We start from the raw sequence: 20,431 nt of genomic DNA on the forward strand, positions 1-20,431 counted from the left end.
CACTAGGGGTTCATCCGTTCATCTTCAGGGCTCTCGCCTTCTTCCGCACGGTTTTGATCCGCTTTTGCGTGTTCCCAGTAAATGTAGTTCAAGAAGTGGTCTGCCTCACCGAGATCACTGAATCCGGCACGCATTCTTAGCCGATCCATGCAACTACAGAATCGGGCGTAGTCCTCTGGCTTGAATGCGTCCGGCTTAGGGAAATCCTCAATACCCAGCCAACGCAGGCTATCCACGGGGTTGTTGTTCAGTGGCGATAGGCGTCGGGGAGAAAGCGTGTGGCAAAACTCGGTGAGGATGTTGGGGCCGACTCCGCGAATTCGTTCAATCCAATGCAGTCCGACTGCGTAGACCGCAGCCGGGCTTTGCTCGAATACTTCTCCGATCGCGCAGAACATTTTCAGCACCTCTGGCCATTGCTCCATCACTTGGGTTCGTTGTCGGTAGAGGCCGTTGGAATGCCATAGTTTCTGCCCGCCTTGGCTACCGACTAGATTGTCGAACGCGGCTCTGAAATCCTCTTCCGATATTGAATGCGATCTATCGAGTAGTTCCTTAACTAGGCGATTCGCTTCGAGGTAGTTCGCCCTGCGACTAACCAAGTCGGCCTGTTGATTGGAATCAGCGAGGTATGCTTCCAGTTTACTCGTTAGCAGTTCACTTTCGAGTTTTGCCGCCAGTTCCGTTTCCGTCTCAACGAGTTCTTCGGCTTTCTTGGCGAGGCGCTTGGTCCGCGAATGCTGCGCGGCGTAACGACCAATCATTTCTTCGTTGGGAGCCAGGCTCCGAGGGTGGTTCCAAAGCGCGGCCTCGGTCTTTTCGCATTCTTGAAAGAACCGACTTTCGACCGAGTCTTCGAGCATCACGGAGGTCTCGATATTTTGGCTCAAGCCGCCGGCGGTGAGGTTGGCCGAACCGGTCATGACCCACACGGCGCTGTCGGCGCGGCAGCGATAGTATTTGGGGTGGTAGGTCGAACCGGCGGATGCCTCGACCATGCGCCATTCCAGCTTCGGATGCTGTTGGGATAACGCGTGAAGTCGTCGCAGTGCCGCAGGGTCCGTCAGGTGAAAGTCGGTTCCGACGAGCAGTCGGATTGCCCCGCCTCTTTCCAGGAATTTTCGCACCTCTTCTTCGATGATTCGCCAGCCCGTTTGCTTGAGAAATGCGACGGCCACGAACGCATCTGTGCTACCCGAAAACCAGTTCTTTAGAACTTGGCCGTGGTTCCTGCGTTCGTCGTTGAGAAGGATGCGAGTCATTTCGGGAACCATGCTTCAGTTATAACCTAGCACCTTGCCGGTTTCGTTGCCGGACTCGGTGCCGTCGGACTTGGTGTGGATGTAGTCGTAGACGTCCTCGAACTTGACGGTGAGTTTCCGGCCGACGCGGAAGCTTTCTTCGAAGCTGGAATCGTTCATCAGGATACCGTCCATGGTTTCTTCGCCCCAACCCACGACCTCGACCCACATGTATTCGGTTTGGCCATCGAAGGTGAAGGGGACTTTGACAGTTAACCGTTCGTTGGGGTGAAAACCTTTTCTGAACGTGTCGACCTGGGCGAAGAAATCGGCGCGCGCCTTATTGCTCGCGGCCTTGAGCGCTTGGTCGCTGGCCCAACGATTGACGATGACTTCCTTTGCGCCATAGAGCGCGGCCAGGGCCGTCGCCTGGCGTTCGAGGTCATCCCGGCCTTTGGCTTCGGGAAAGCTGATCGCGAGCAGTCGGTTCTCCGGATCGCCTTCGTCGCGCGCACACTCGGCGAGTTGCATCGCCACCTTCCCCGTGGCGCCCTCCAAGGGGTTTTCGAGGGCGTTGGCTCGCATGGCGTCGTGACGGATGTCGGCCAGGACCAACTTGAACCGCTCTCCATCGAAGGGCTGGCCTTCGAGCATGCGTTGGGCACAGGCGTTGACTACGTTGCCGGCCACTTGGGTTTTGCCGGAGGGGGTGGCCTCCACGACAAGATCCGGCAGGCCGAACTTCCGCATGCCGAGGGTGATGATTCGCACGAGGTCCGGGTTCCGGTAGGCGTGCATGTTCACGTGGCCGCGCACGTCGGGCACGTCGCCTTGCCAGTTCTCGACTCGTTTCCGCTGCCATGCCTCCCGCGAATACAGCAGCCGGCACTCTTCGTCCCAGGGCAGGCCCTCGGAGGCTTCGGCCAGCGTCAGGGTGAGTGTATTGGCTTCACGGTGGGCGCGAAGCAGGTCGGCTGGGTGGGCGGCGAAGCCGAGCACGAAGACGCGTTCTGACTCCGCGATCGCGGCCCCTTGGCTCACGTCCAGTTCAACCGCCGTGTAGCGGAACGCTTGCGGGGTTGGCGGCGCGTAGTCGGCGAGGTCATACCACTCGTGGGTAACGAAGAGAAATGCACTGACGTGCTGGAATTCGTCCGCCAGCAGGCGCGTCAGAATCGCTTCAGGGTCCTCCTTGGGTGCCGGCGCGAAATAGAGCGCGAATTCGAAATGCACCGGCTCAGGTTCAGTCTGAGCTTTCGATGGGTTTGAAGCCGAAACACCCGCAATACCGAGGAGAGTGAGGAGGCGACTGCGGATGCTCATGACTTTTTCCGAATCAGTTTTGGGGATAGATCTCCGCCAGCATGCCGGTGATGACGGCGGCGGCTTCGCCGGTGAGGGGTTTATCCTTTTGCAGGTGCTCGATGGTCGGGTGGGCTTGGGTCACGACTTCGGGGTGCACCTCCTTCAGGCGGCGGAGGGCTTCGATCAGGAGGAGACGGGCGGTGACGTCGGTCGGGGCGGCGAGGCAATATTGGACCATGCCGTCGATGATGTCGCGTTCGCCGTGGAGGAAGCGGTGTTTCCGAGGCAGCGTTTGTGCGGCGCGGATCGAGAGCAGTTGCTCCAGGCGAACGATGTAAGTGGCCAGATTGGCGTCTGTCGCCGGTTGGTAGACGGCCGGGGGCTCGGCTGGCGTTACCTCGGCGTGGGTGGCCAATGCGGACAAAAGGTCGGTGGCGAGGCGGTTGAGGGCCGCGCCGGGGTCGTGTATCGGAAACTCAGCGGAGAGCGTGGCGAGTTCACGGGCGTCGATGGTGCGCACGAGGTCGAGTTGCACCCGCCATTGCGGCTGGGAAGCGTCGAGGTGTTGGATGACCACGTAGTCGGCGGGATGGTCGCCGCGACGGGCTTGTTCGGCGGCGGTTTCGGCGCTCCAGGGGCCACCGGAGAGCACGAAGCTCGGGGTGTCGCCTTCCAGCCATGGCACGAGACTCGTGACGGTGGCACGGGCGCCGAACTGGGTGCGTTCGGCGAGGTAGAGGGGCAGGCCGCGGGCGACCCGGCCCATGTTGTCGGCGAGCTGGAGTTTGGCCCGCTCACCGGTTTGGGGCTGAGTTGCGCTGCTGCCGATGAAGGCGATGCGAGGCAGGTTTTCGTCCGGCGGGGTGGCGGAACCATACAGCTCGGCGGCGGGCGAGCCCTGGGCCAGCCAGACCGGGCCATCGGACGAGCGGATCGAGATCGACACCTTGGGTTCACCCGTCGGGGACGAGGAGGCGGCGTGGGTATCGGCGGCGGTGATACGAGCTTGGGCGATTTCGTTGTCCCAGAACGTGAGGGTCGGTTTCCAGTCCGGGCGCTGCTGGGTGTAGAGCGACTCCACCAGAGCTTGGGCGGCGTCGATCTGGCCGAGATCGAGTCGGGCCTTGATGAGGTTGTTGCCGACGGTGATGCCGTGGACGGTGACATCGAAGTGCGGCGTGGTGAGCTCCAGCAGCTCGGGCAGGTGGGCGTGATTGCCCAGGTCACCGGAGAGCTGCATGAGCAAGTCGGTGGGCACAGGACGTGGGGCGCGTTCCAGGGCTTCGTGGTAGAGGGTCAGTGCCTCGTCGAGGGCGCGGCGGTCGAGAGCATCCCGGGCCAGCCACATTTGGGGACGCCAGGCCCCGGGCACGGCGGCGACACGGCGATAGGCGTCGAAGTAGGCGGCTTCCCCGTCGCGGTCGCGGCAGCGGAGCGCATACCATTGCAGGCCATTGTCCTGATTGGGATCAATTTCGAGCGCGCTCCAGAGGGTTTTGAGCGAGGTTTCCTCGGCCCCAAGGGCCGACTGGGCCTTGGCGAGATTGGTGAGCGCAACACCAGAGGGACCGTGTGTCTTGATAAAGGACTGAATGACCTTGGCGGCGTCGGTGGGCCGCTTCTGGTCGAGGTAGGTGACCGCGAGCAGGACGGCACCGCGCTCGGCGTTGGGATCGATTTTGGCCAGCTGCTCGGCTGGCTTCACCATGTCGGCCCCGAACCCGTCTTGGAGCGACTGAGTGATGACGGCGGCCAGTTCGTCAGGATCGTTCCAGACCTTCTGGATGTGGCCCAGCAGCACACTGTCCCGCCACTCCTGCTTGGTGATGAACATCTCCCGCCCGTAGGCATCATGCACCCGAATCATGTTCGGATCCTTGGCCGGGTCGCTGACCGCAGCGGGCGGAGCCGCGACAGTCGAAGGCGTCGCCACCGGCTGCGCCGCAGCCACCGACGCCACCGACCCCACCCCGAGCAGTTTCTTGAGCCATTTCATTTTATAAACACGCGACCGGCGTTGGCTGCACTAGCGTAATGATATAGTGAGTTGGAGTGGAGCCGGGCGTCGTCCATTGGTGCATTTCTCAAGATTCAAGACCTGACGTTTTAGGGGCTCCTTTAAAAGCGTGTGAGTCCTTTGCTTGATAGCCAGTTACCAAGTTGCATGGGATCCCTTGGTTTCGGGAACCCCGCTTCTTTTGCTAGATCCTCAACCTGGCGAGTGCGTTTCTTCGGAACTTTAGAGAGCGTTTTGGGGGTGTGATGGATCGTCTTCCACTTGGTGATGAATGGGGGTTCGGAATCTTTAGACCGGCATAATTCGGCGTCCAACGTCGTGATTATTTTTAGGACTATGTCAGTTAGGCCTACAACGCCACGTAGGCTGATCTTGATTGGCTTTGCTATGAGCGGAGCGGTGTGGATCGGAACCTCGGCTACGCCAAGCGATGCCGGTGAGGCGACTAGTGAAAATTGGTTATATGCATCAATTAGTTTCTGGTCGGCGACTCCTCCTCTGTGTATTTCGCAATTACGCTGCTCTTTAAAGAATCTGTAGCAAAGCAGCATGGCATCCAGGTTTGCCCAGTCGTATTTTTCGGCATTCGCGAGCGCGGGATGTAGGCTGATCTTCAACGCAGTAGATTCTGATGCAGTTAAAGTAGAAACCGCCGATTTAATGCCGCGGTTGGCACCCGTTGTAGGAAACTGAAGTGCTTTACCGAGCGCCGGTGTGTTTTTGCCCAATACGTCCAAGACTTCCTCGATCCAGCCTTCATAAATGGCGATTGAGTTTGTGAGCAGGATCTTCGCGAAGACCTCTTTTTGTTCTTCCCAAGTATGTGTTACGCACGCGCGCTTGAGGTTGGCGCCGTGAATGTCGGCACCTTGGGAGAACCGAGCATGAAGATCGGGCACTGTTGCTGTAGGCATGGCTCGAAGGAAACCATCCACTTGCCACCTTAGATTCCACATGGCCGTCGCGGTGGGCCAAACGAAGTCAAAGAGGCTCGTTATTTGTTCGTGGGCACTCTTGGTTGCGCTGAAGAAATATCGAGGCATGGCGAATTGTATATTCAAGGTTGGGGCTCAACTGCTATTGGATCGCCGCGAATAAGGAGGCGGGGAAGATCCGGAAATTCAGCTTCCGCTACGACTCCGACATCACGTGAAGAGCACTTCACCCCGTCGTTTCTAAATCCCATGAAACTCATATGAGGTTTGATGCTCTCAAACTCGGGTGAAAATGGTTTATTGAATGACCAAGCGCGGAGCTCCCCGCTTATCCAATCGGATAGCCAAAGGCATGGTTCCGCTTGGGAGTCGGTCACGCGAAAGCTGGCTGATGGCGCGGTGCTGATGCCGAAGTGAGCTTCGGCAAGTTTCTTGGCGGTTTCCAGCCCTCGGCTGAATCCAAGACTGAGCGCATTATTCATCCATTCCCGATACTTTCGGTCGTGAGTGAAAACTGCAGCCGTGCCGCTTGTTAGAAAATCTAAAGCGAGGTGCGAAACGACAAGTTCGACAGTCGTTGCGAGGGTGTTGGCCTGAAGAAAATAGGAGCGGTCGTTGATGAGTTCGTTCCAAGTTAGGTCCAACGGGTTCTCCTCGGATCGACGAGCCGACGCATGACAGCGGAAGAGGTGCTTTATGAATGACTCTTTTTCGACCATGCAGCCTAAGATCGTGATTTCGTTTTCTCGAACGATACGGGCGAAATCCTCTCTGATTGCCGCGCGCTTGGCATCAGGAACCTGCACCATGTGGATTTCTGACGGTGCGTTTGATCCCCAATGCTTTGCTCGCAGTGCATCCAGCAACGAATTCACACGCTGGAGCTTACCCTCGGGGACGATGACCGGCGCGAATACGTAGACGTCTTGGAGTCTTTGGAACCCGACATCACCGGATTCGTCGATGAACACTTGGACCATCTTAGTTGGCACTTTGAGAAGATGCCGGCGTTGCATTTGCGCGATCGCGACTGCGCGCTGCTTGGCCTCAAGCTTTGCTCGTTCCTCGGCCATTATCCGGGGAATGCGCTCGGGGGACGTTTTGGCACCTGGATGATCAAGGTAAAACTGCTTTAGTTGGTCGAAGATATGCGTATTCGCAAAATTCACCAAGGGGGCGAACCAGACACCGTCTTCGAAATTTTCAAACTCAGCCCGGATATATGTCTTGCCGATTTTGGGGTCATCAAGACCGCCTTCGGCTACGACTTTGGTTTCTACTTCAACGAACTTCTTCAGCCACATCCAATCGTGTAGCGCAAACAGAGCTAGCGGCCAGCAGCCGCGACTAAAAGTCGGATGCTTCTTAATCCAAGCGGCAGTCGGTTCATCTGCCCAAATATAGACGCGGATTCGCTTCAACATCCGCTGAGTTGGGACGTGAGTGAATGTAATCTCCATCAAGTCATCGAGAACATCGGGCCGCATTGTCCGCCTGATCTGCTGGCAACCCTCGTAGATATCCAGCGGCTCGCTCACGTGTTCACCTCCATGGATGCAACAGGTAGGTTTCCGCCCAGCAGCTTGGGCAGGAGCGTGTCGCGCAGGGTGGCGAGGGTGCGGGATTGGTGGAGGTTGGCGTGCATCCGGCCAACCATCGGCTGAATCTGATCGTTGAACGCTTTTGCGATAGATGGAGGCGGAAGAGCGATTTTGAACGAGCTCAGGTCGGTCCAGTTCGTGCGTGGCATCTTGGTGCCGGTGGAGTGCTTGTCGGCGAACTGAACGGCAGCGTCGCTGCTGGCGTGACCGAGCATAAATCCGAACCATTCGGGTTTGGATGGGGCGAGGACTAGGATGTCGGTGGAGCAAACGCCGGAGACAGGTGCGACCCCGACCTTATGGAAGTAGGGACGCAATTTTCCGAAGAGGATTTCGCCTTTCTGAAATGCCGTTTTTCCACTCTTGACCTCGGCTGACGGCTCCCAATCGCCGAGGGCGATCGAATGACGAGGCATGTGCTCCAAGGCGATATAAGGCGTGTTTGGGGCGATCTCGTTTGGGTGAACGGAACGACGGGGATTGGTCGCGACATCACTAAGCGTTCCGGCGGTCCAGCCGGTGGGGATCTCGCCGAGGGCGGATTCATGGAATCCGGAGGGGAAGAGGGCGGCAGTTTGTTCGTCCGTGCCGACGGGTGGGCGGTCGGCGGCTGCTTTGGCGTGGACGGGGTCGAAATCCACGAACCAGCTCTGGAATAGCGCCCGCGCCATCGCCTCCAGCGTCGCGTTCATCCGCCGGTTTAACTCGATCTTGTCGTCCAGCGTCCCAAGGATTCGCGCGATGGCTTTTTGTTCGGGGAGGGGCGGGACGATTGCAGACAGTGCCCGCTGCGAAGTGATCGGGACTTGGTTGCGTGTGGTTTGGCTCATCACCGCCGCCAACTGATTTTGGAAATCGCGTCCCGTGAAATACGCCGCGAGATAGCGAGGATCTAGCTTCGAAGGGTCAGTGCGAAAATAGGTGAGGGACGTGCCAATCAGGATTCGTCCCTCGAATTCAGGCATAACCGCAACTCGACCGATGGTCGCATTGTGCGAAAGCAAGACGTCTTTAGGTCTCACAAAGCCAATACGCAGCGCATCGGCCTTTTCGTCCGCGAGACGTGGCGCACCTTCGATGTCTACGTTTCCCGCGCTTAGGTTTTTCGCTGTTAGAAAAGGGACACCCTGGGAACCGAATTTTTCGACGCGAGGATACATCGAGCCGTGGTTGCCATCCTTGTGGCCGACAATGGCACCTGCGTCGATCAAGGCCTGAATGGTAATTCGTGGCCACTCAGTCGCCATAACCGACCCCCTCCAGATTCGCTTTGACGGCCTGGTCCATCCCACGGTCGCGGGACGACTCGGACTGCCTTGTGAGTGATTGCGTCATTCGAAACCGAGGGACTTCAGGTTGGCTCGGATGGCGATTTCCAGTTCGGACGATTTCTCGAACTGGGCGTCTAGCTCGGTAATGAGCTTCTGCATCTTTTCGTCGAAGGGTTCGCTGTCGTCCGCGACATCCTCGGCTCCGACGTAGCGACCCGGAGTGAGCACGTGGCCGTGGGCGGCGATTTCGTCGAGGGTGGCAGATTTGCAGAAGCCTTTGACGTCGGCGTAGTCCTTGCCTCGTTTCCAAGCCCGGAAGGTGCCGGTAATTTTCTCCATGTCCTCGGCGGTGAAGTCGCGGAGGACGCGGTCCTTCATGTAACCGAGTTGGCGGGCGTCGATGAAGAGGACTTCGCCAGAGCGATCGCGGGTAGGCGGTTTGCCGGACGACACGGAGGTAGTCCCTCCCTTATGCTTGGTCAGGAACCAGACGCAGGCGGGGATCTGGGTGTTGGTGAAGAGTTGGCCCGGGAGGGCGAGCATACACTCGACGAGGTCGTCTTCGACGAGGGCTTTGCGGATTTCGCCTTCGCCTTTGGTATTGGACGACATGGAGCCGTTGGCCAGCAGCAGGGCCATGGAGCCGTGCGGGGCGAGGTGATACAGCATGTGCTGCACCCAGGCGAAGTTGGCGTTGCTTTTGGGCGGCGTGCCGTAGACCCAGCGCGGGTCGCCTTCCAGCCGGCCGTCCCACCATTCGCTGATGTTGAAGGGCGGGTTGGCCATCACGTAGTCGGCTCGGAGGTCGCGATGCTGATCAAAGAGGAAGGTGTCGGCGGGTTGTTTGCCGAAATTGAAGTCAATGCCGCGGATGGCCATGTTCATCGCGGCGAGGCGCCAGGTGGTGGGGTTGCTCTCCTGGCCGTAAACGGAGATCGCGCCGAGTTTGCCGCCGTGGGCCTCGATAAAGGCTTCGCTCTGGACGAAGAAGCCGCCGGAGCCCATGGCGGGGTCGTAGACTTTGCCCGAGTAGGGCTCGAGCATGGAGACGATGACGGAGACGATGCTCTTGGGCGTGTAGTATTGGCCGCCTTTCTTGCCCTCGGCCAAGGCGAACTGGCCGAGGAAGTATTCGTAAACGTGGCCGAGGATGTCCTTGGCGTTAAGGCTGGCGTGGCGGAAGGGGATGGCCGAGACGACTTCGCTGATGAGGCCGATGAGCTTGGACGGCTCCAGTTGGAGCTGCATGTAACGGTTCTTCTCGATGACACCTTTGAGGCGGGGGTTGTCCTTTTCGACGGCTTCGAGGGCGTCGTCGATGAGGCGGGCGACGGAGCGGAAGGTGTAGGGTGTGCCGTCGGCGAGCGTGAGGGGCGTGTCGGGCGCGAGCGGGGCGCTGTCCTGGATGAACTGCCAACGGGCGAGTGGCGGGACCCAAAAGACGTTTTGCTCGGTGAAGTAGTCACGGTCCTCCAACTCGGCCTGGATGCCGGCCTCGTAGGCGGCGTCGGAGTCGAAGTCATCGCGATCGAGGGTGTAGATGCTGTCCGGGTCGCGGAAGGCGGTGTCCAGCTCCTCGCGGCGCAGGTCGAAGGCGTCGGAGACGTATTTGAGGAAGATGAGGCCGAGGACGGCGTGTTTGTAGACGGCGGCGTCGAGGTTGGAGCGGAGCCGGTCAGCGGCGTTCCAGAGCTTCTTGTCGAGGTCTTCGAGAAAGGCTTGTTCGTCAGAAGTGGACATGGGCAAGGGTCACAGCGAGGCACGGAGGTGCGCTGAAGCGTGGGGCCGTGCGAGAGCACGGGTGCGAAGGCTGGCGCCGCGGAGTCGAAGATGAGGTCCGGTCATTCCTGAGGAGGGGTGCAGGACCAACGTGCGGGCCAGTTACAACGTTGATCGCCTAGACCAAGGCAGGTGGGAACCGAGGCGACAAGCCTGAGCGGCGGGTGAGTGAAAAATACTGGGGACGAATGGTGCTCGGACCGGGAAATTATCGATCGTGGTGGTCGAAGAGCGCGGTCGCGCTCCAGAGGACCGGTCCATTCGTCAATTGTTGAAGTGATATTTCGTTGATGACGACTTGAGCCGTTGCCTGTTCAGCTCGTGAATGAGCTGCGGGGGGGCGGGATACACGGTAACTAAAACGAACGTGTGGCGAATTCTGTCGAAACCTAGGACGTAGATAACGTCGCCGTAGAGGTAAGGACATGATGGCGTATGGGATTGCGGGTCCATTGACAGATGGACGCGAAGTTGGGGCTTCAAGGAGGTGATTGAGTTCCCCCGAGCCAACGCGATCTTCGTCATTCGAACAGTCGCCTCTCGGCTCCAACCCAATCTCTCTTTCGATCTCTTTGCCGCATGATCAGAGACATAGATTTCAGACGAAGACGGGAGGCTGAAAGTGGAAGGTAATGTTTTCATTTCGATGGTCATTGGAGGGAAGTCGTAAGGTCGATCAGTTGGCCGCTGATTACTCCGACCCGCGAAGTTTTGACTCATAGTCATGCTCGGGGAGTAGTTCCCAGTTCCCGCCTTTGACTTCACGAAGGATGACCGTGTCGCCCTCTTTAATGCGGTGGTCTCTGTAGAATTTTCCTATCTGGCTCCGTTCCCTCAGCTTGTTTCCGGGAAGGCAAACATCAGTCGAAAACGAATCCCCGTTGGGGAGTGTGATGTGAAAGTTCTCGCCCACTCGGACTTGGCCTAGCTTTCGGGCCCTGGTCAGCGTCAGCAGATTTTGGTTGAGCATGCCGGCTGTAACGCGAATCCGAAGCACGCGAAGCCCGTAGCCAACAACCTTACCGTCCTCGACGTCCTCCAGCATCAGGCGGGCTTCGCAGATCTCCAACGCGCCGTTCTCGATAGAATCGATCTGTTTGAGGAACGACCGGATTTCGTTAATACTTTTAACAAAGTGTAACGTTATTTCAGTTTCACCTTCTCTGATGAAGGATGCTGCTTCGTCCTTCAGGCGCTCTTCGATGTGCTGCATTTCCTCGCGAAGAAGGTCGCATGCCTTTCGGATGTTCTTTCTGGTTTTGTCATTCTTCTGGTTCATGTCGACCAGCGTTACGAGCTGAATCGGGCGAGTCAAGTTAGAAATATAAAAAATAACATACGGGGCAAATGGGCGTTGTTCGGCAGGGCTTTGAGGGCGCTGGTTGACACCGCGGCGGTGTCGATGAGCCGCAAACAAAAGAATCGTTCGAGCAAGTCACGGAAACCTACCACGACGCAGAAGCGACGACCGAAAGCGCAACCGTCACCCGAGCAGGTGGACTGGTTGGTCGTGATTGATCGCGCTTTGACGCTACTGCGGATCGTGTGGAACTTGATGCGTGTGTTTGGCTGGTGTCCCAACGAATGAGCACGCTATCGGTATGGGTTCGCGGCTCGGATTGCGGAGGGGAAGGTGACGACTTTGGGCCAGTGGTGTTCGCCGGCGATCAGGACTTCGGCGAAGGCTCGGCGGGCGTGGGGACGAGCGAAGAGGCCGGGGCGGCGCAGGACGTCGGCGATCGTGCGTTGGGTGATGGGCACGCCGTTGTGGTGGCAGGTTTGGATGGCGATGGAGATGTCGGCTTTGAGCTGGTGCTGACGGTTCTGGGCTTCGTAGGTGCGGCGTTGGCGAGACTTGCTGCCGATGATGCCACAGAGGGTGGGTTCACGTCTCCGCAGGGAGCGAACGTCGATGTGGAACTCGCGGGCGATTTCGCTGAGGCGGGTTGCCTGCGGTATGGGTCGTTTGCTCTCGGTGCGCAGGCGGCGGCGGATCGCGTTCCAATCGTGTTCGGTGGGTTGCCGGGATTCGCGGAGATTGAAGGAGAGTTGTTGGGGTTGGTCGGCGGGATTCTCTGCGAGTGACGGGTCTCGTGCCATGGCGGCGTAGAGATCGAACTGTAACAGCCGGGCGAGCCGTAGGCCCTGCGGAAATGGCGGGGCGTGGTTTCCGTGCCACCAACCCCAGGCGGTCGATTTCGGGGTTTCGGTGGCTTTGGTCAGGGCATTGAGATGAGGCAAGCCGAGGCCGGAGCATAGGTCCTTCAGGTGCTGGCCGCATAGCGGATGAAGTGGTGCCTGATGTGTGAGGTGTTGGCGGATGAAGGCGTCGGCTTGGCTGGAGGCGATGAACTCGGGTGACGCGGGATCAACCCGGGGCGGGATCGTCTTGGCCGAGATCAAGGAGTGATCGCAGTGATGGCAGCGAAGCACCTGCGACCGCGGGTGAAGGGTGGTCGGTGTTCGGCCGCACCGGGGGCACTGGCTTTGCAGGCGCGTGTGGTGGACTGGGCAGACCGTCGTCGGTTGCAGCGTCCAGGAGAGTCGATGGTAGGGCTCGGAGTCTTGGGCGAGGCAGAGCGGGCACCATCTGAGCTTCGGCGAGAAGAGACCTTGGGGCGGAAAGTGTTCGTCCCATGGCGTTGTGGTGAGAGGGGCGAGATCGATGTCCGGCACGCACTTGGCGAGGGCCTTCAGCCACGCGGTGGCGTGGCTGTGGCCGTTGATGTTGCGCGTGAAATACAGCTTGGCGGTGGCTTTGCGCCAACGGCCCGTGAATCGCGGGTCGTTGGCTGAAGCGTGCGCGAGCAGGCGATGCAAGAGTTGACCGGGAACCGTATCGATCGACGCAGCGAGGCGTTGAACATAGCTGCTCAAGGCCTCGGGTTGCCCTGCTTCAATCCCGAGCGGTTGGAGCGGCGATTTCATCACGCCGCCTTTCCTTTCGGCGCGGCGTCACGGGTCGCTTTCCGATTGCCAGGTTGGGGGCGCTTGGCCCTCCCGCCCTTCGCCTTGTCCTTCTCCTTGGGTGGAGCCGGCGGAGGCGGCGAGGCTTCTTGGGCTGTTGCCGGCGTCTGGAAGACCGAGCGCGCAGGGCTTAGCCAGTCGCGGTAAAGATCCAGTTCCTCCTCGGCCGAACGCACCTCACTCATCTTCGGGGTCGTGCGCTCGATGTTGGCTCGGGAGAGGGAGCCTGACCCGCGTTGGTAGGCGTCGATCATGGCTTGGCGTAGCCAGCGCGATACCCGCGAGACATCTCCGCCTACCGCTAGTGCCATGTTTATGGACGAAATAGCCTGAATCGTCGCGTCCTGTAGCGCGACCTTGCGCAACAGCATTTTGATGATTCTTGCCCAGTCCTTCATGTCGCTGACCGCGTTCGGATCATAGAGCCGCTGATTCACCCAGCGTGCTTCTGGGATACGGTCGTGTGCGATCGCTACTCGCATTTTGAGGAGCGACTTTCGATGTCCAAGGAGGACGAAGGTAGTCTGGGAGTCGCGCGCGATATCCCGCAGGAACTCGCAGATACGTGGGCCAGATTTGCGCGCTTCATTCGACGCAAAGAGCTGATCCGCCTGCGTTATAAAAACGACAGAGACGTTGCGCCGAACGAGGACAGTCAATGCCTTCAGGTGGGGCTCCTGTGGCAAGTTGGCCGCCTCCACTATCTCCAGCTCGAATGGAGCGGAAGACGTTGTCACTTGAGTGCCGAAACTGCGGGTATGTTCAAGGCAGCAACGTCGGCGGGTGGCCGCTTCGATGCGATCCACCAAAAGGCCGCGTTGCTCCGCGAATTTGCCGCCTGCCGGGGGGAGCGCAATTGTTACAGATTGCCGCGGGGAAAGCGAAGCGGGTAGCCCGTCTTTGCTCAGTTCTGCCACGTGGCGCCGCAAGTGATCGATGATCTCGGGCGCATCCACGGCTGGTGAGTGGCCAACAATGACGACCCCGCCGCGACCGACATCGGAGATAGCGCCGGCGATGTCGCGCATGAACTCGCGGCGACTTTCGGCCGCATCGATCCGATTGGCGAGGTCGGCCAAGACTTCCGGGGCTCCTGCCGAAAGGTCCGTCTCGGGAAACAGATAAAGCTGCTGATCAAACATAAAAATTCCTCCAATTAATCCAATTCGATGTCCGTGGCGTTCACGAGGGAGTCGTCGAAGACAGGACCCGGAAAGGCGGTCGCATTCTCCACGACCGGTTCGGCTGCTTGGGCTCGCCGCGCCGAGGACGCGGCCTCCGTTGCAACCGCTCTAGCCTGAAAGCCTTTACGACTGTGCTCGGCCTTCTTTTTTCGTGCCTGCGTGTTGTTGCGCCGGCGGGTGGCGATCTCCACTGCACGCGCGAGACTGGGCGCATATTTCAGTTCCGAGTCGACCACCTTGCCGCGAATGCGCTCGTGGTGGGGGCCCGCTTCGACTTTGACCTCTAGCGGGTTCGATTCGTCAACAAACACGCTCACCTCTTCGCCCGCATAGTTGGCGAGACCCGGCGCACTGTAGTCGAGGCACTGGAATCGAATCGTCCCCTTTTTCGAGACCACTCGGGTGTTATCGGTGTCGGCAACGAACCGCATCTGATCCAACAGTTGAGGCGAGATGCGATGCATGTGGTGCACCCCATACGTGCCAATGAACTCCGCATACATCTCGTCGGGCGAGGGCTTGTGCTCTCTCGGGGCCCGGTTTTCCGTGGCGATGAAATCATCAACCAGTTTGATGAACTCTTCTAGCTCCAGCAGGGCGTATCGGCGGGGGGCGTGGGAACGCGACGTGTTGCGAGGCTTTTTCAGGGCCTTGGTGTTCCCCGTCGCGTTGTGGATCCATACCTTATCCATCGCGCTGAACGAGCCTTCCACCGGTGAGCCGTCGCGCGGCTCACCTTTCTTGCGAAACGAGAGCGCGACGCCGACCTCACTGAGCGTTTTGGCCACGCTCGTGCTCCGGAATTCAGCGCCCCAATCGCACCGTATCCGCATAGGAATGACACCATGTCGCTCGACGCAGTTTTTGATGATGTCGATCACCACCTGCTTGTTGGCGTTCCCAAACCACACGTGGCGAGCCAGTCGGCGGCCGTCGAAAGCATCGACCATGGCGCTGATCCAGGGACGCTCATAGGCGCCGGTGTCCGGGTTGAGGACCAAGACGTCGAGCTCGGTGTGATCGATGTGGCCGACTGCCCATGGTCCCTGCCCATTCGGGGAGCCCAAAAGAGCGCGGGAGTCGTGGGGCGGGCGAAAACCCAGGGCAGCGCGCTTCCCTTCGCGGGCGAGCGTCTTGGTGTGCTCCGGAATCTTTTTCAGGCGCCGAAGCAAAGACTCGTAGCCCATGATGTTTTTCTCCCCGACGCCGGCTGCTTCAGCACGGTTGACGTATTCGCGGTAAACCCAGCGTCCGCTCACTTTGCCGGGCTTCAAATAGACATCGCGAATGACGTCCTCCAGAATCGCCAGGGATTCTTTGGATATGACGGACTGACGGTTGCCGCGGTGCTTGACCCGGGAGATCAGTCCCAACTCTCCGAAGCCGACGGAGGCATCCTTGAGTCGGAACGCTTGGAGCTTGCGCCGAAGCGTGCGGTCGGCGGGCGCTTTGCCGAATTTCTTGCCGCCGGGTAAGTAGGGCGTGAGCTGACGACGAGTGCGCAGCAAATCCTTGAGCTCGCGATCGTTGAGCTCGCCGATGATCGCGTGGGTGGTGTGGCGCGATTCGACTGGGTTCACGGTGACATCAAGGTCGTGAAGCAAAGCCAGTGAGAAGGAGCGTTTCTCGCCGGACTGAACTTCAACGGAGTCCACTTTGTTTGAGCGAAGGCGGATGACGCGGAAGGTGGATCCTCCTGTGCTGAACGTGGCGCCCTCCGTGAGGAGGGTCGTGATCTGACCTTTCAGCGGGATCTGTTGACGCGTTTTGCCGAGGAAGAGGGCTGCAACATCGCGTTGGACCGGGGACAAAAACAGTTGGACGGCGCGTTGGTCGCGGAGATCCACGCGGTCCAGGTGGGCGAAGATCTTACGCTCTGCGAGGAGCGCATGGACCACGTCGGCACGACGAGCGACCGAAGCGAATTGATCGGCGGGAATGTCGGCGAGGGACGTTCCCGGTTGGTCGGCGACGGTGCCGAACACAGTCTCCCACTCCTTTTGAGAGACGGGCTCGCGGAGCTCCGCCCGGTAATACGGTTGGAGGAACAGCAGGTTCTGGAGGAACTTGCCCGAATAGTTCCGCTCGGTGTTGATGCGGTATCGGAGGCCGAGCTCGGCTGCGGCGCGTTCGATGGGGCCAGACCGATAATCGCCGTTGTCCTCCTGTTTGTAGAGGCGGGGAGATTTGACGACCTTGCGCGCCATGCCGGTCGCGGTGCGACATTCTAGCAGCATCGGGCCTGAACGGAGAAACAGGACAATGTCCGGAAGGGTCTTGGTCTGAAGCGAAACCTCGCTGATGCGGATTATGCCGGGCTCTTCCTCAAAGTAGAGCACATCTGGGGTGTAATCCGCCATGAGGGTGGCGGGGAGCTCAGCAGAGTCGCTGCCGGCGGTGCGGGTCTCGCCGGTTTTGAGGGAAGGCCACCGGGTGATGTTAGACATCGTGCCATTGTTGGAGCGGCAGGGCGCGATCGCGGAGCGGCGCAGGTAGTCGCGACCGGCTTCGGTGATCTCCGGGAAAAGGCGGAGATATTTCTCAAGATCCCATTTATCAGCGAGTTGAGAAAAAATCGCGTCGGCCTCCTTGGTCGTCGCGGGGTGAACTTGAGCGGCCGGAGCCGCCGAGATCGCAGTGGTCGATGATGTTTTCACGTCCTCAAGTTGGGAGCGTGTTTTGGAGGAGAATTTTGGGGCGAATGTGGGCCGGTGTGGCCGAGTTACTGAAGCCGTTGGCCGTCAAGTGAGGTGTGCTGTGGCGAGTCTGTGCACCCCGTAAAGGTTTGGGGTTTCCTAGCTAGCACTATACTTGACGTTTTGAGGGGTGGCCTGGACTGTGTTTTATGGACGGTCTCTTGGACTCTGGAAGCAATCAGGGGTTGCGAACGGCGGAGCTGATCGAGGTTTGCGATCAAGTCATCGAAAGGCGCAAGGAGTTGGCGTTTTGGGATGTATGCCGGGCTTATGTGATGCGGTCCTTCCGAATGGGTGACGTTAAGGGTTCGAATGCGTGGGCGAGGCGATTAGACGTAAGTAGGCAGGTGGTTAAACTTTGGAGAAACACGGAGGATCAGGTCTGGGAGACTAAGATGAAACTCCTCTTGGATCGAACGACCGTTGCCGTGTTGCCGGTCGCATTCAGGTCGAATCTCAGTAATGAGGATTGGAGATGGATCGCGGAGCAGCTCTACGCGCCAAACGAGATCAATCGAAGAAGGAAGGGACGTTTCCTTGGTCCTTGCGTATGGCAGAGTATTATTGAGCGAATTGCAGTTAAGACTCCGGGGAGAAAGCACTTAGCGCTCGTCGGGCGCATGACCTATCAAAGGCACAAAGCTAGACTGGAGAGCTCTTTTAGATCGATGAGGGACGAGGGGCTGCCGGCGGATGATAACGCTGCATGGGTTCCACCGGAGAGAAAGAGGGTTAAGGCCGCGCGGACCTCGAAAAAGCGGATCGATGTGGATCCCTTCTAGCGTTTGCTAATGAAAGAAGGTCTGGGTTCCGGGTGTCAACTCAAATGACAACTATAGTTGGTCGTTCTTTAGTTGGCATTTTGGTAGGATGCGGGAGTGCCGCGGCCGACCAGCCCTTCCCCTGCTTCAAATGCCACTCCGGAGAAAAAGCTCGGGTTGGCCATCCGTCGGCTGCGCACGGAGGCAGGATGGAGCCAGGAGGCCTTGGCGGAACGGGCAGACGTTTCGCGCTACTACATCTACATCTTGGAAACTGGAGCCAAGGCGCCGACTTTGACGACGCTGGTGGCAGTGGCTCGGTGTTTCGGCCTGAAGCCTTCAGAGCTACTGGGCGAATCTGGGCTTTAGATAACCACCGGAAGGATTACTTCCATTGGCGGACTCCGACGTGTGAGGCGGCTCCGCGGGTAGATCGCAGGTATGGAAAACGACTTTTGAAGGCTTTGCGTTTGAGGGATCCGGGTAGCGCGAGCTCTTCCGGGAGGTGAACGGCTGGTTGCCTCTTCGGTCGCTTTCCATCACCGTTCACGGAATCATGACACCGGTCCAACAGCTCGTGGATGCCCTCGATTCAGAGATCAAGCGGCTGTCTCATGGGCGCGATCTGGTTGGCGACGTCGATGACGAGATTGCCGCAAAGTCGGTCCATGTTTTTGGAGATGCGTTGGCGGCGGCCCGGTGGTTGATCACTCCTAGCAAGTTGTTCGATGGCCGTGCTCCGGCTGCGCACGGGCGCACAGATGTTGGAAAGGCCGAGGTCCTGCGGGTGCTCGGGCGCATCGAGGACGGCAATCCGCTTTGATGGAGCGGTGAAATAGAAGTCTGTCGGGGCAAAAATTGTTATGGCTAAACCGAAGTCCGCGAGCGCCACGACCACGGTTCATCTCGACGCAATTCTCGTTAGAGCTGCGCGCACCACCGCGAAGTTGATGAAGGGATCGACGGCCGACCAAGTTGAGCGGTGGGTTCGCTTAGGCCAGATCGCGGGATCGGTGTTTAGTGAATCGGTTATCAAGGCGATTCAGGCCATGGGGCGCGTGAACGATGTTCAGGGTCCTACTCAGCGATAGGAGCCCCGGCGCGACGGTTTCATACGAGCATCCCCTTCGGCCAAAAACCGCTCCACCTCCTGTCGGGTGAAGATTTTGGTGCGGATGTATGGAAGGGGCCTCAAGAGCCCGCGAGTGGTGAGCCGGTAGATCGTCGCCTTCGACATCCCCAGTTCTTCACCTAGTTCGGCCAGCGTATAGCCGAGCTTACTCGCCTTCGGCGTTGGAGCCTCTCGGGGTGCGATGGGAGGCGCTGGTGCCGGTGCAGGCTCGGGCCGCTTCCCTAGTCGTTCGGCCATGAGGACTAGGATTCGTTCGGCAATAGCATTAACGTCTTCGTCAGTCAGAGTGCGGGTCATAAGCGGCCGATTCCCTTGCCGAACTCGTGCGAGTGAAGCAAGGGACCGCGCGACCTGCCTAGATTATCCCGACACAAATCTCGTGAGCGTCGCGCGCACCTCGCGAACCTGATGACGCATTCACCGGCTGCGCAAGTTCAGTGCTGGGCTCGGGTCATCGAATTGGCGAAATCGAAAATTGTCATGCACCATGTGGCAAGGCCACCGGCGAGAGTGAAATTGGTTTCCGCCTAAGCCCAACGGTCAAAGGAGCGCTTGGAGTGATGGTCGATGGGGTCTCTCGAATCCGGAGTCTCAGCCTGAGGTCGAAGATAGCGAAGGGCATGGTGATTCAAGGATTTGTGGCTCGCCAGCTGTCACTTAGTCCGACAAGTTCTGACGTACTGCGCTACTGGCCTGGCTGCGGTCGAACTTTCCGGAGAATGTGCACGAGTTTATCCCCATCATGACCGAGCATGCTTCCAGCCTCCCTCAATCGCAGGCTCGCTTCTGCCTCGGCATTTCATTCGGTATGTTCGCATTTGGCTATATGGCATGAAAACCCAACTTGGCTGACTTCTAAATTTTTTATTAACCGGCGCGGTTGGGTGGCTTCTATTGTTATTATAATTTTGAAGTATTGATTGTTTAGTATCTCATATTATGCAAGACAAGCAACTGGGTATTTCCTCGGATAATAGTATTCATCCTCAGCGATTCAAGAATGACGAGACGATCGCTGAGTTCCTGAATCGAATTGGTGTCTCGGAACTTGTGCCTCTTTTTGAGTCGCATCGTATCCGGTTGGATATGTTGCCCTCGATCTCGGATTCGGAGTTAAAGGAGATCGGCGTTAGATCACTTGGTCATCGGAAGTTGATCCTCGATGCGGCGTCTCAGGAGGTTTTTACTTTTGAAGCTAGCAAGGCGAAGGTGATGGAAGATCTATATTGTCGAAGAACTTTGGTTACATCGTTGATTTTGAGTCTTATATTATTTCTTCCGGCTGCGGTGTATAGCCCGGGTGATGTTCCGATGTTTTTGGGTATAGTGGTTTTTCTTTGGGTTTATATGTTACCGTCAATCGTTGCTTGGAGTAAGATGCATGTGCATCGTTGGGCAATACTGTTGGTAAATATTTTCTTTGGGTTAAGCCTGTTCGGTTGGGTTGTATGTGTCGTTCTGGCGTTTAAGAAATTTGACGCGACAACTGCTATCACTTTGGGTGCGCTTAAAAGAGCAGGAGTGAGGTAGCCTAGGAAAAGC

Annotated in this window: 17 protein-coding genes; 5 read left to right on the forward strand and 12 right to left on the reverse strand. The window is 58.4% G+C overall.

The window, feature by feature from the left end:
* Positions 1-2 precede the first annotated feature (2 nt).
* The 11 genes from AC0MRV_RS01675 to AC0MRV_RS01725 all read right to left on the reverse strand — a co-directional run bounded on the left by AC0MRV_RS01675 (position 3) and on the right by AC0MRV_RS01725 (position 16,957).
* Positions 3-1,262 carry a phospholipase D-like domain-containing protein gene (locus AC0MRV_RS01675; protein ID WP_472762685.1) on the reverse strand — a complete coding sequence of 420 codons (1,260 nt, stop codon included), beginning with the start codon at positions 1,260-1,262 and terminating at the stop codon, positions 3-5.
* A gap of 15 nt (positions 1,263-1,277) precedes the next feature.
* Positions 1,278-2,474 carry a DUF2314 domain-containing protein gene (locus AC0MRV_RS01680; protein ID WP_472762686.1) on the reverse strand — a complete coding sequence of 399 codons (1,197 nt, stop codon included), beginning with the start codon at positions 2,472-2,474 and terminating at the stop codon, positions 1,278-1,280.
* 103 nt (positions 2,475-2,577) lie between these two features.
* A complete protein-coding gene (locus tag AC0MRV_RS01685) occupies positions 2,578-4,542 on the reverse strand; it encodes a hypothetical protein (RefSeq protein WP_472762687.1) in 1,965 nt (654 codons plus the stop codon).
* Between the two features lie 122 nt (positions 4,543-4,664).
* A complete protein-coding gene (locus tag AC0MRV_RS01690) occupies positions 4,665-5,624 on the reverse strand; it encodes a hypothetical protein (RefSeq protein WP_472762688.1) in 960 nt (319 codons plus the stop codon).
* The gene (locus tag AC0MRV_RS01695) at positions 5,621-7,036 is read right to left on the reverse strand and encodes a hypothetical protein (protein ID WP_472762689.1); all 1,416 of its coding nucleotides are present in this window, start codon (positions 7,034-7,036) and stop codon (positions 5,621-5,623) included. The genes AC0MRV_RS01690 and AC0MRV_RS01695 overlap by 4 nt, the downstream gene beginning before the upstream one ends.
* The gene (locus tag AC0MRV_RS01700; protein WP_472762690.1) at positions 7,033-8,310 is read right to left on the reverse strand and encodes a restriction endonuclease subunit S; all 1,278 of its coding nucleotides are present in this window, start codon (positions 8,308-8,310) and stop codon (positions 7,033-7,035) included. The genes AC0MRV_RS01695 and AC0MRV_RS01700 overlap by 4 nt, the downstream gene beginning before the upstream one ends.
* A 120-nt stretch (positions 8,311-8,430) precedes the next feature.
* Positions 8,431-10,110: a class I SAM-dependent DNA methyltransferase gene (locus AC0MRV_RS01705; protein ID WP_472762691.1), complete on the reverse strand. Its 1,680-nt coding sequence runs from the start codon at positions 10,108-10,110 to the stop codon at positions 8,431-8,433.
* A gap of 730 nt (positions 10,111-10,840) precedes the next feature.
* The gene (locus AC0MRV_RS01710) at positions 10,841-11,428 is read right to left on the reverse strand and encodes a hypothetical protein (RefSeq protein WP_472762692.1); all 588 of its coding nucleotides are present in this window, start codon (positions 11,426-11,428) and stop codon (positions 10,841-10,843) included.
* A gap of 314 nt (positions 11,429-11,742) precedes the next feature.
* Positions 11,743-13,077: a TniQ family protein gene (locus tag AC0MRV_RS01715; RefSeq protein WP_472762693.1), complete on the reverse strand. Its 1,335-nt coding sequence runs from the start codon at positions 13,075-13,077 to the stop codon at positions 11,743-11,745.
* Positions 13,077-14,258, reverse strand: coding sequence for a hypothetical protein (locus tag AC0MRV_RS01720; RefSeq protein WP_472762694.1), 1,182 nt, complete (start codon positions 14,256-14,258; stop codon positions 13,077-13,079). Before AC0MRV_RS01720 ends, AC0MRV_RS01715 begins: the two co-directional genes overlap by 1 nt.
* Before the next feature lie 14 nt (positions 14,259-14,272).
* Positions 14,273-16,957: a DDE-type integrase/transposase/recombinase gene (locus tag AC0MRV_RS01725; protein ID WP_472762695.1), complete on the reverse strand. Its 2,685-nt coding sequence runs from the start codon at positions 16,955-16,957 to the stop codon at positions 14,273-14,275.
* A gap of 434 nt (positions 16,958-17,391) precedes the next feature.
* On the opposite strand from AC0MRV_RS01725, the gene AC0MRV_RS01730 reads away from it, so the two are divergent.
* From AC0MRV_RS01730 to AC0MRV_RS01745, 4 genes are all read left to right on the forward strand, one after another.
* Positions 17,392-17,778 carry a hypothetical protein gene (locus AC0MRV_RS01730; RefSeq protein WP_472762696.1) on the forward strand — a complete coding sequence of 129 codons (387 nt, stop codon included), beginning with the start codon at positions 17,392-17,394 and terminating at the stop codon, positions 17,776-17,778.
* Between the two features lie 96 nt (positions 17,779-17,874).
* On the forward strand, positions 17,875-18,126 hold the full coding sequence (locus tag AC0MRV_RS01735; protein WP_472762697.1) for a helix-turn-helix domain-containing protein: 252 nt from the start codon (positions 17,875-17,877) through the stop codon (positions 18,124-18,126).
* Between the two features lie 187 nt (positions 18,127-18,313).
* The gene (locus tag AC0MRV_RS01740; RefSeq protein WP_472762698.1) at positions 18,314-18,580 is read left to right on the forward strand and encodes an antitoxin Xre/MbcA/ParS toxin-binding domain-containing protein; all 267 of its coding nucleotides are present in this window, start codon (positions 18,314-18,316) and stop codon (positions 18,578-18,580) included.
* 127 nt (positions 18,581-18,707) lie between these two features.
* Positions 18,708-18,848, forward strand: coding sequence for a hypothetical protein (locus AC0MRV_RS01745; RefSeq protein WP_472763926.1), 141 nt, complete (start codon positions 18,708-18,710; stop codon positions 18,846-18,848).
* Here the strand turns inward: AC0MRV_RS01745 and AC0MRV_RS01750 are convergent.
* The gene (locus AC0MRV_RS01750; protein WP_472762699.1) at positions 18,839-19,186 is read right to left on the reverse strand and encodes a helix-turn-helix domain-containing protein; all 348 of its coding nucleotides are present in this window, start codon (positions 19,184-19,186) and stop codon (positions 18,839-18,841) included. The two genes, AC0MRV_RS01745 and AC0MRV_RS01750, sit on opposite strands and share 10 nt — an antisense overlap.
* A 642-nt stretch (positions 19,187-19,828) precedes the next feature.
* Here AC0MRV_RS01750 and AC0MRV_RS01755 point away from each other — a divergent pair.
* Entirely contained in the window at positions 19,829-20,419 is a 591-nt protein-coding gene (locus AC0MRV_RS01755; RefSeq protein ID WP_472762700.1) for a superinfection immunity protein, read from the forward strand.
* The last annotated feature ends 12 nt before the right edge of the window (positions 20,420-20,431 follow it).

The sequence above is a fragment of the Actomonas spartinae genome (assembly GCF_051209155.1).
In the GTDB taxonomy this organism is placed as follows: Bacteria; Verrucomicrobiota; Verrucomicrobiia; order Opitutales; family Opitutaceae; genus Actomonas.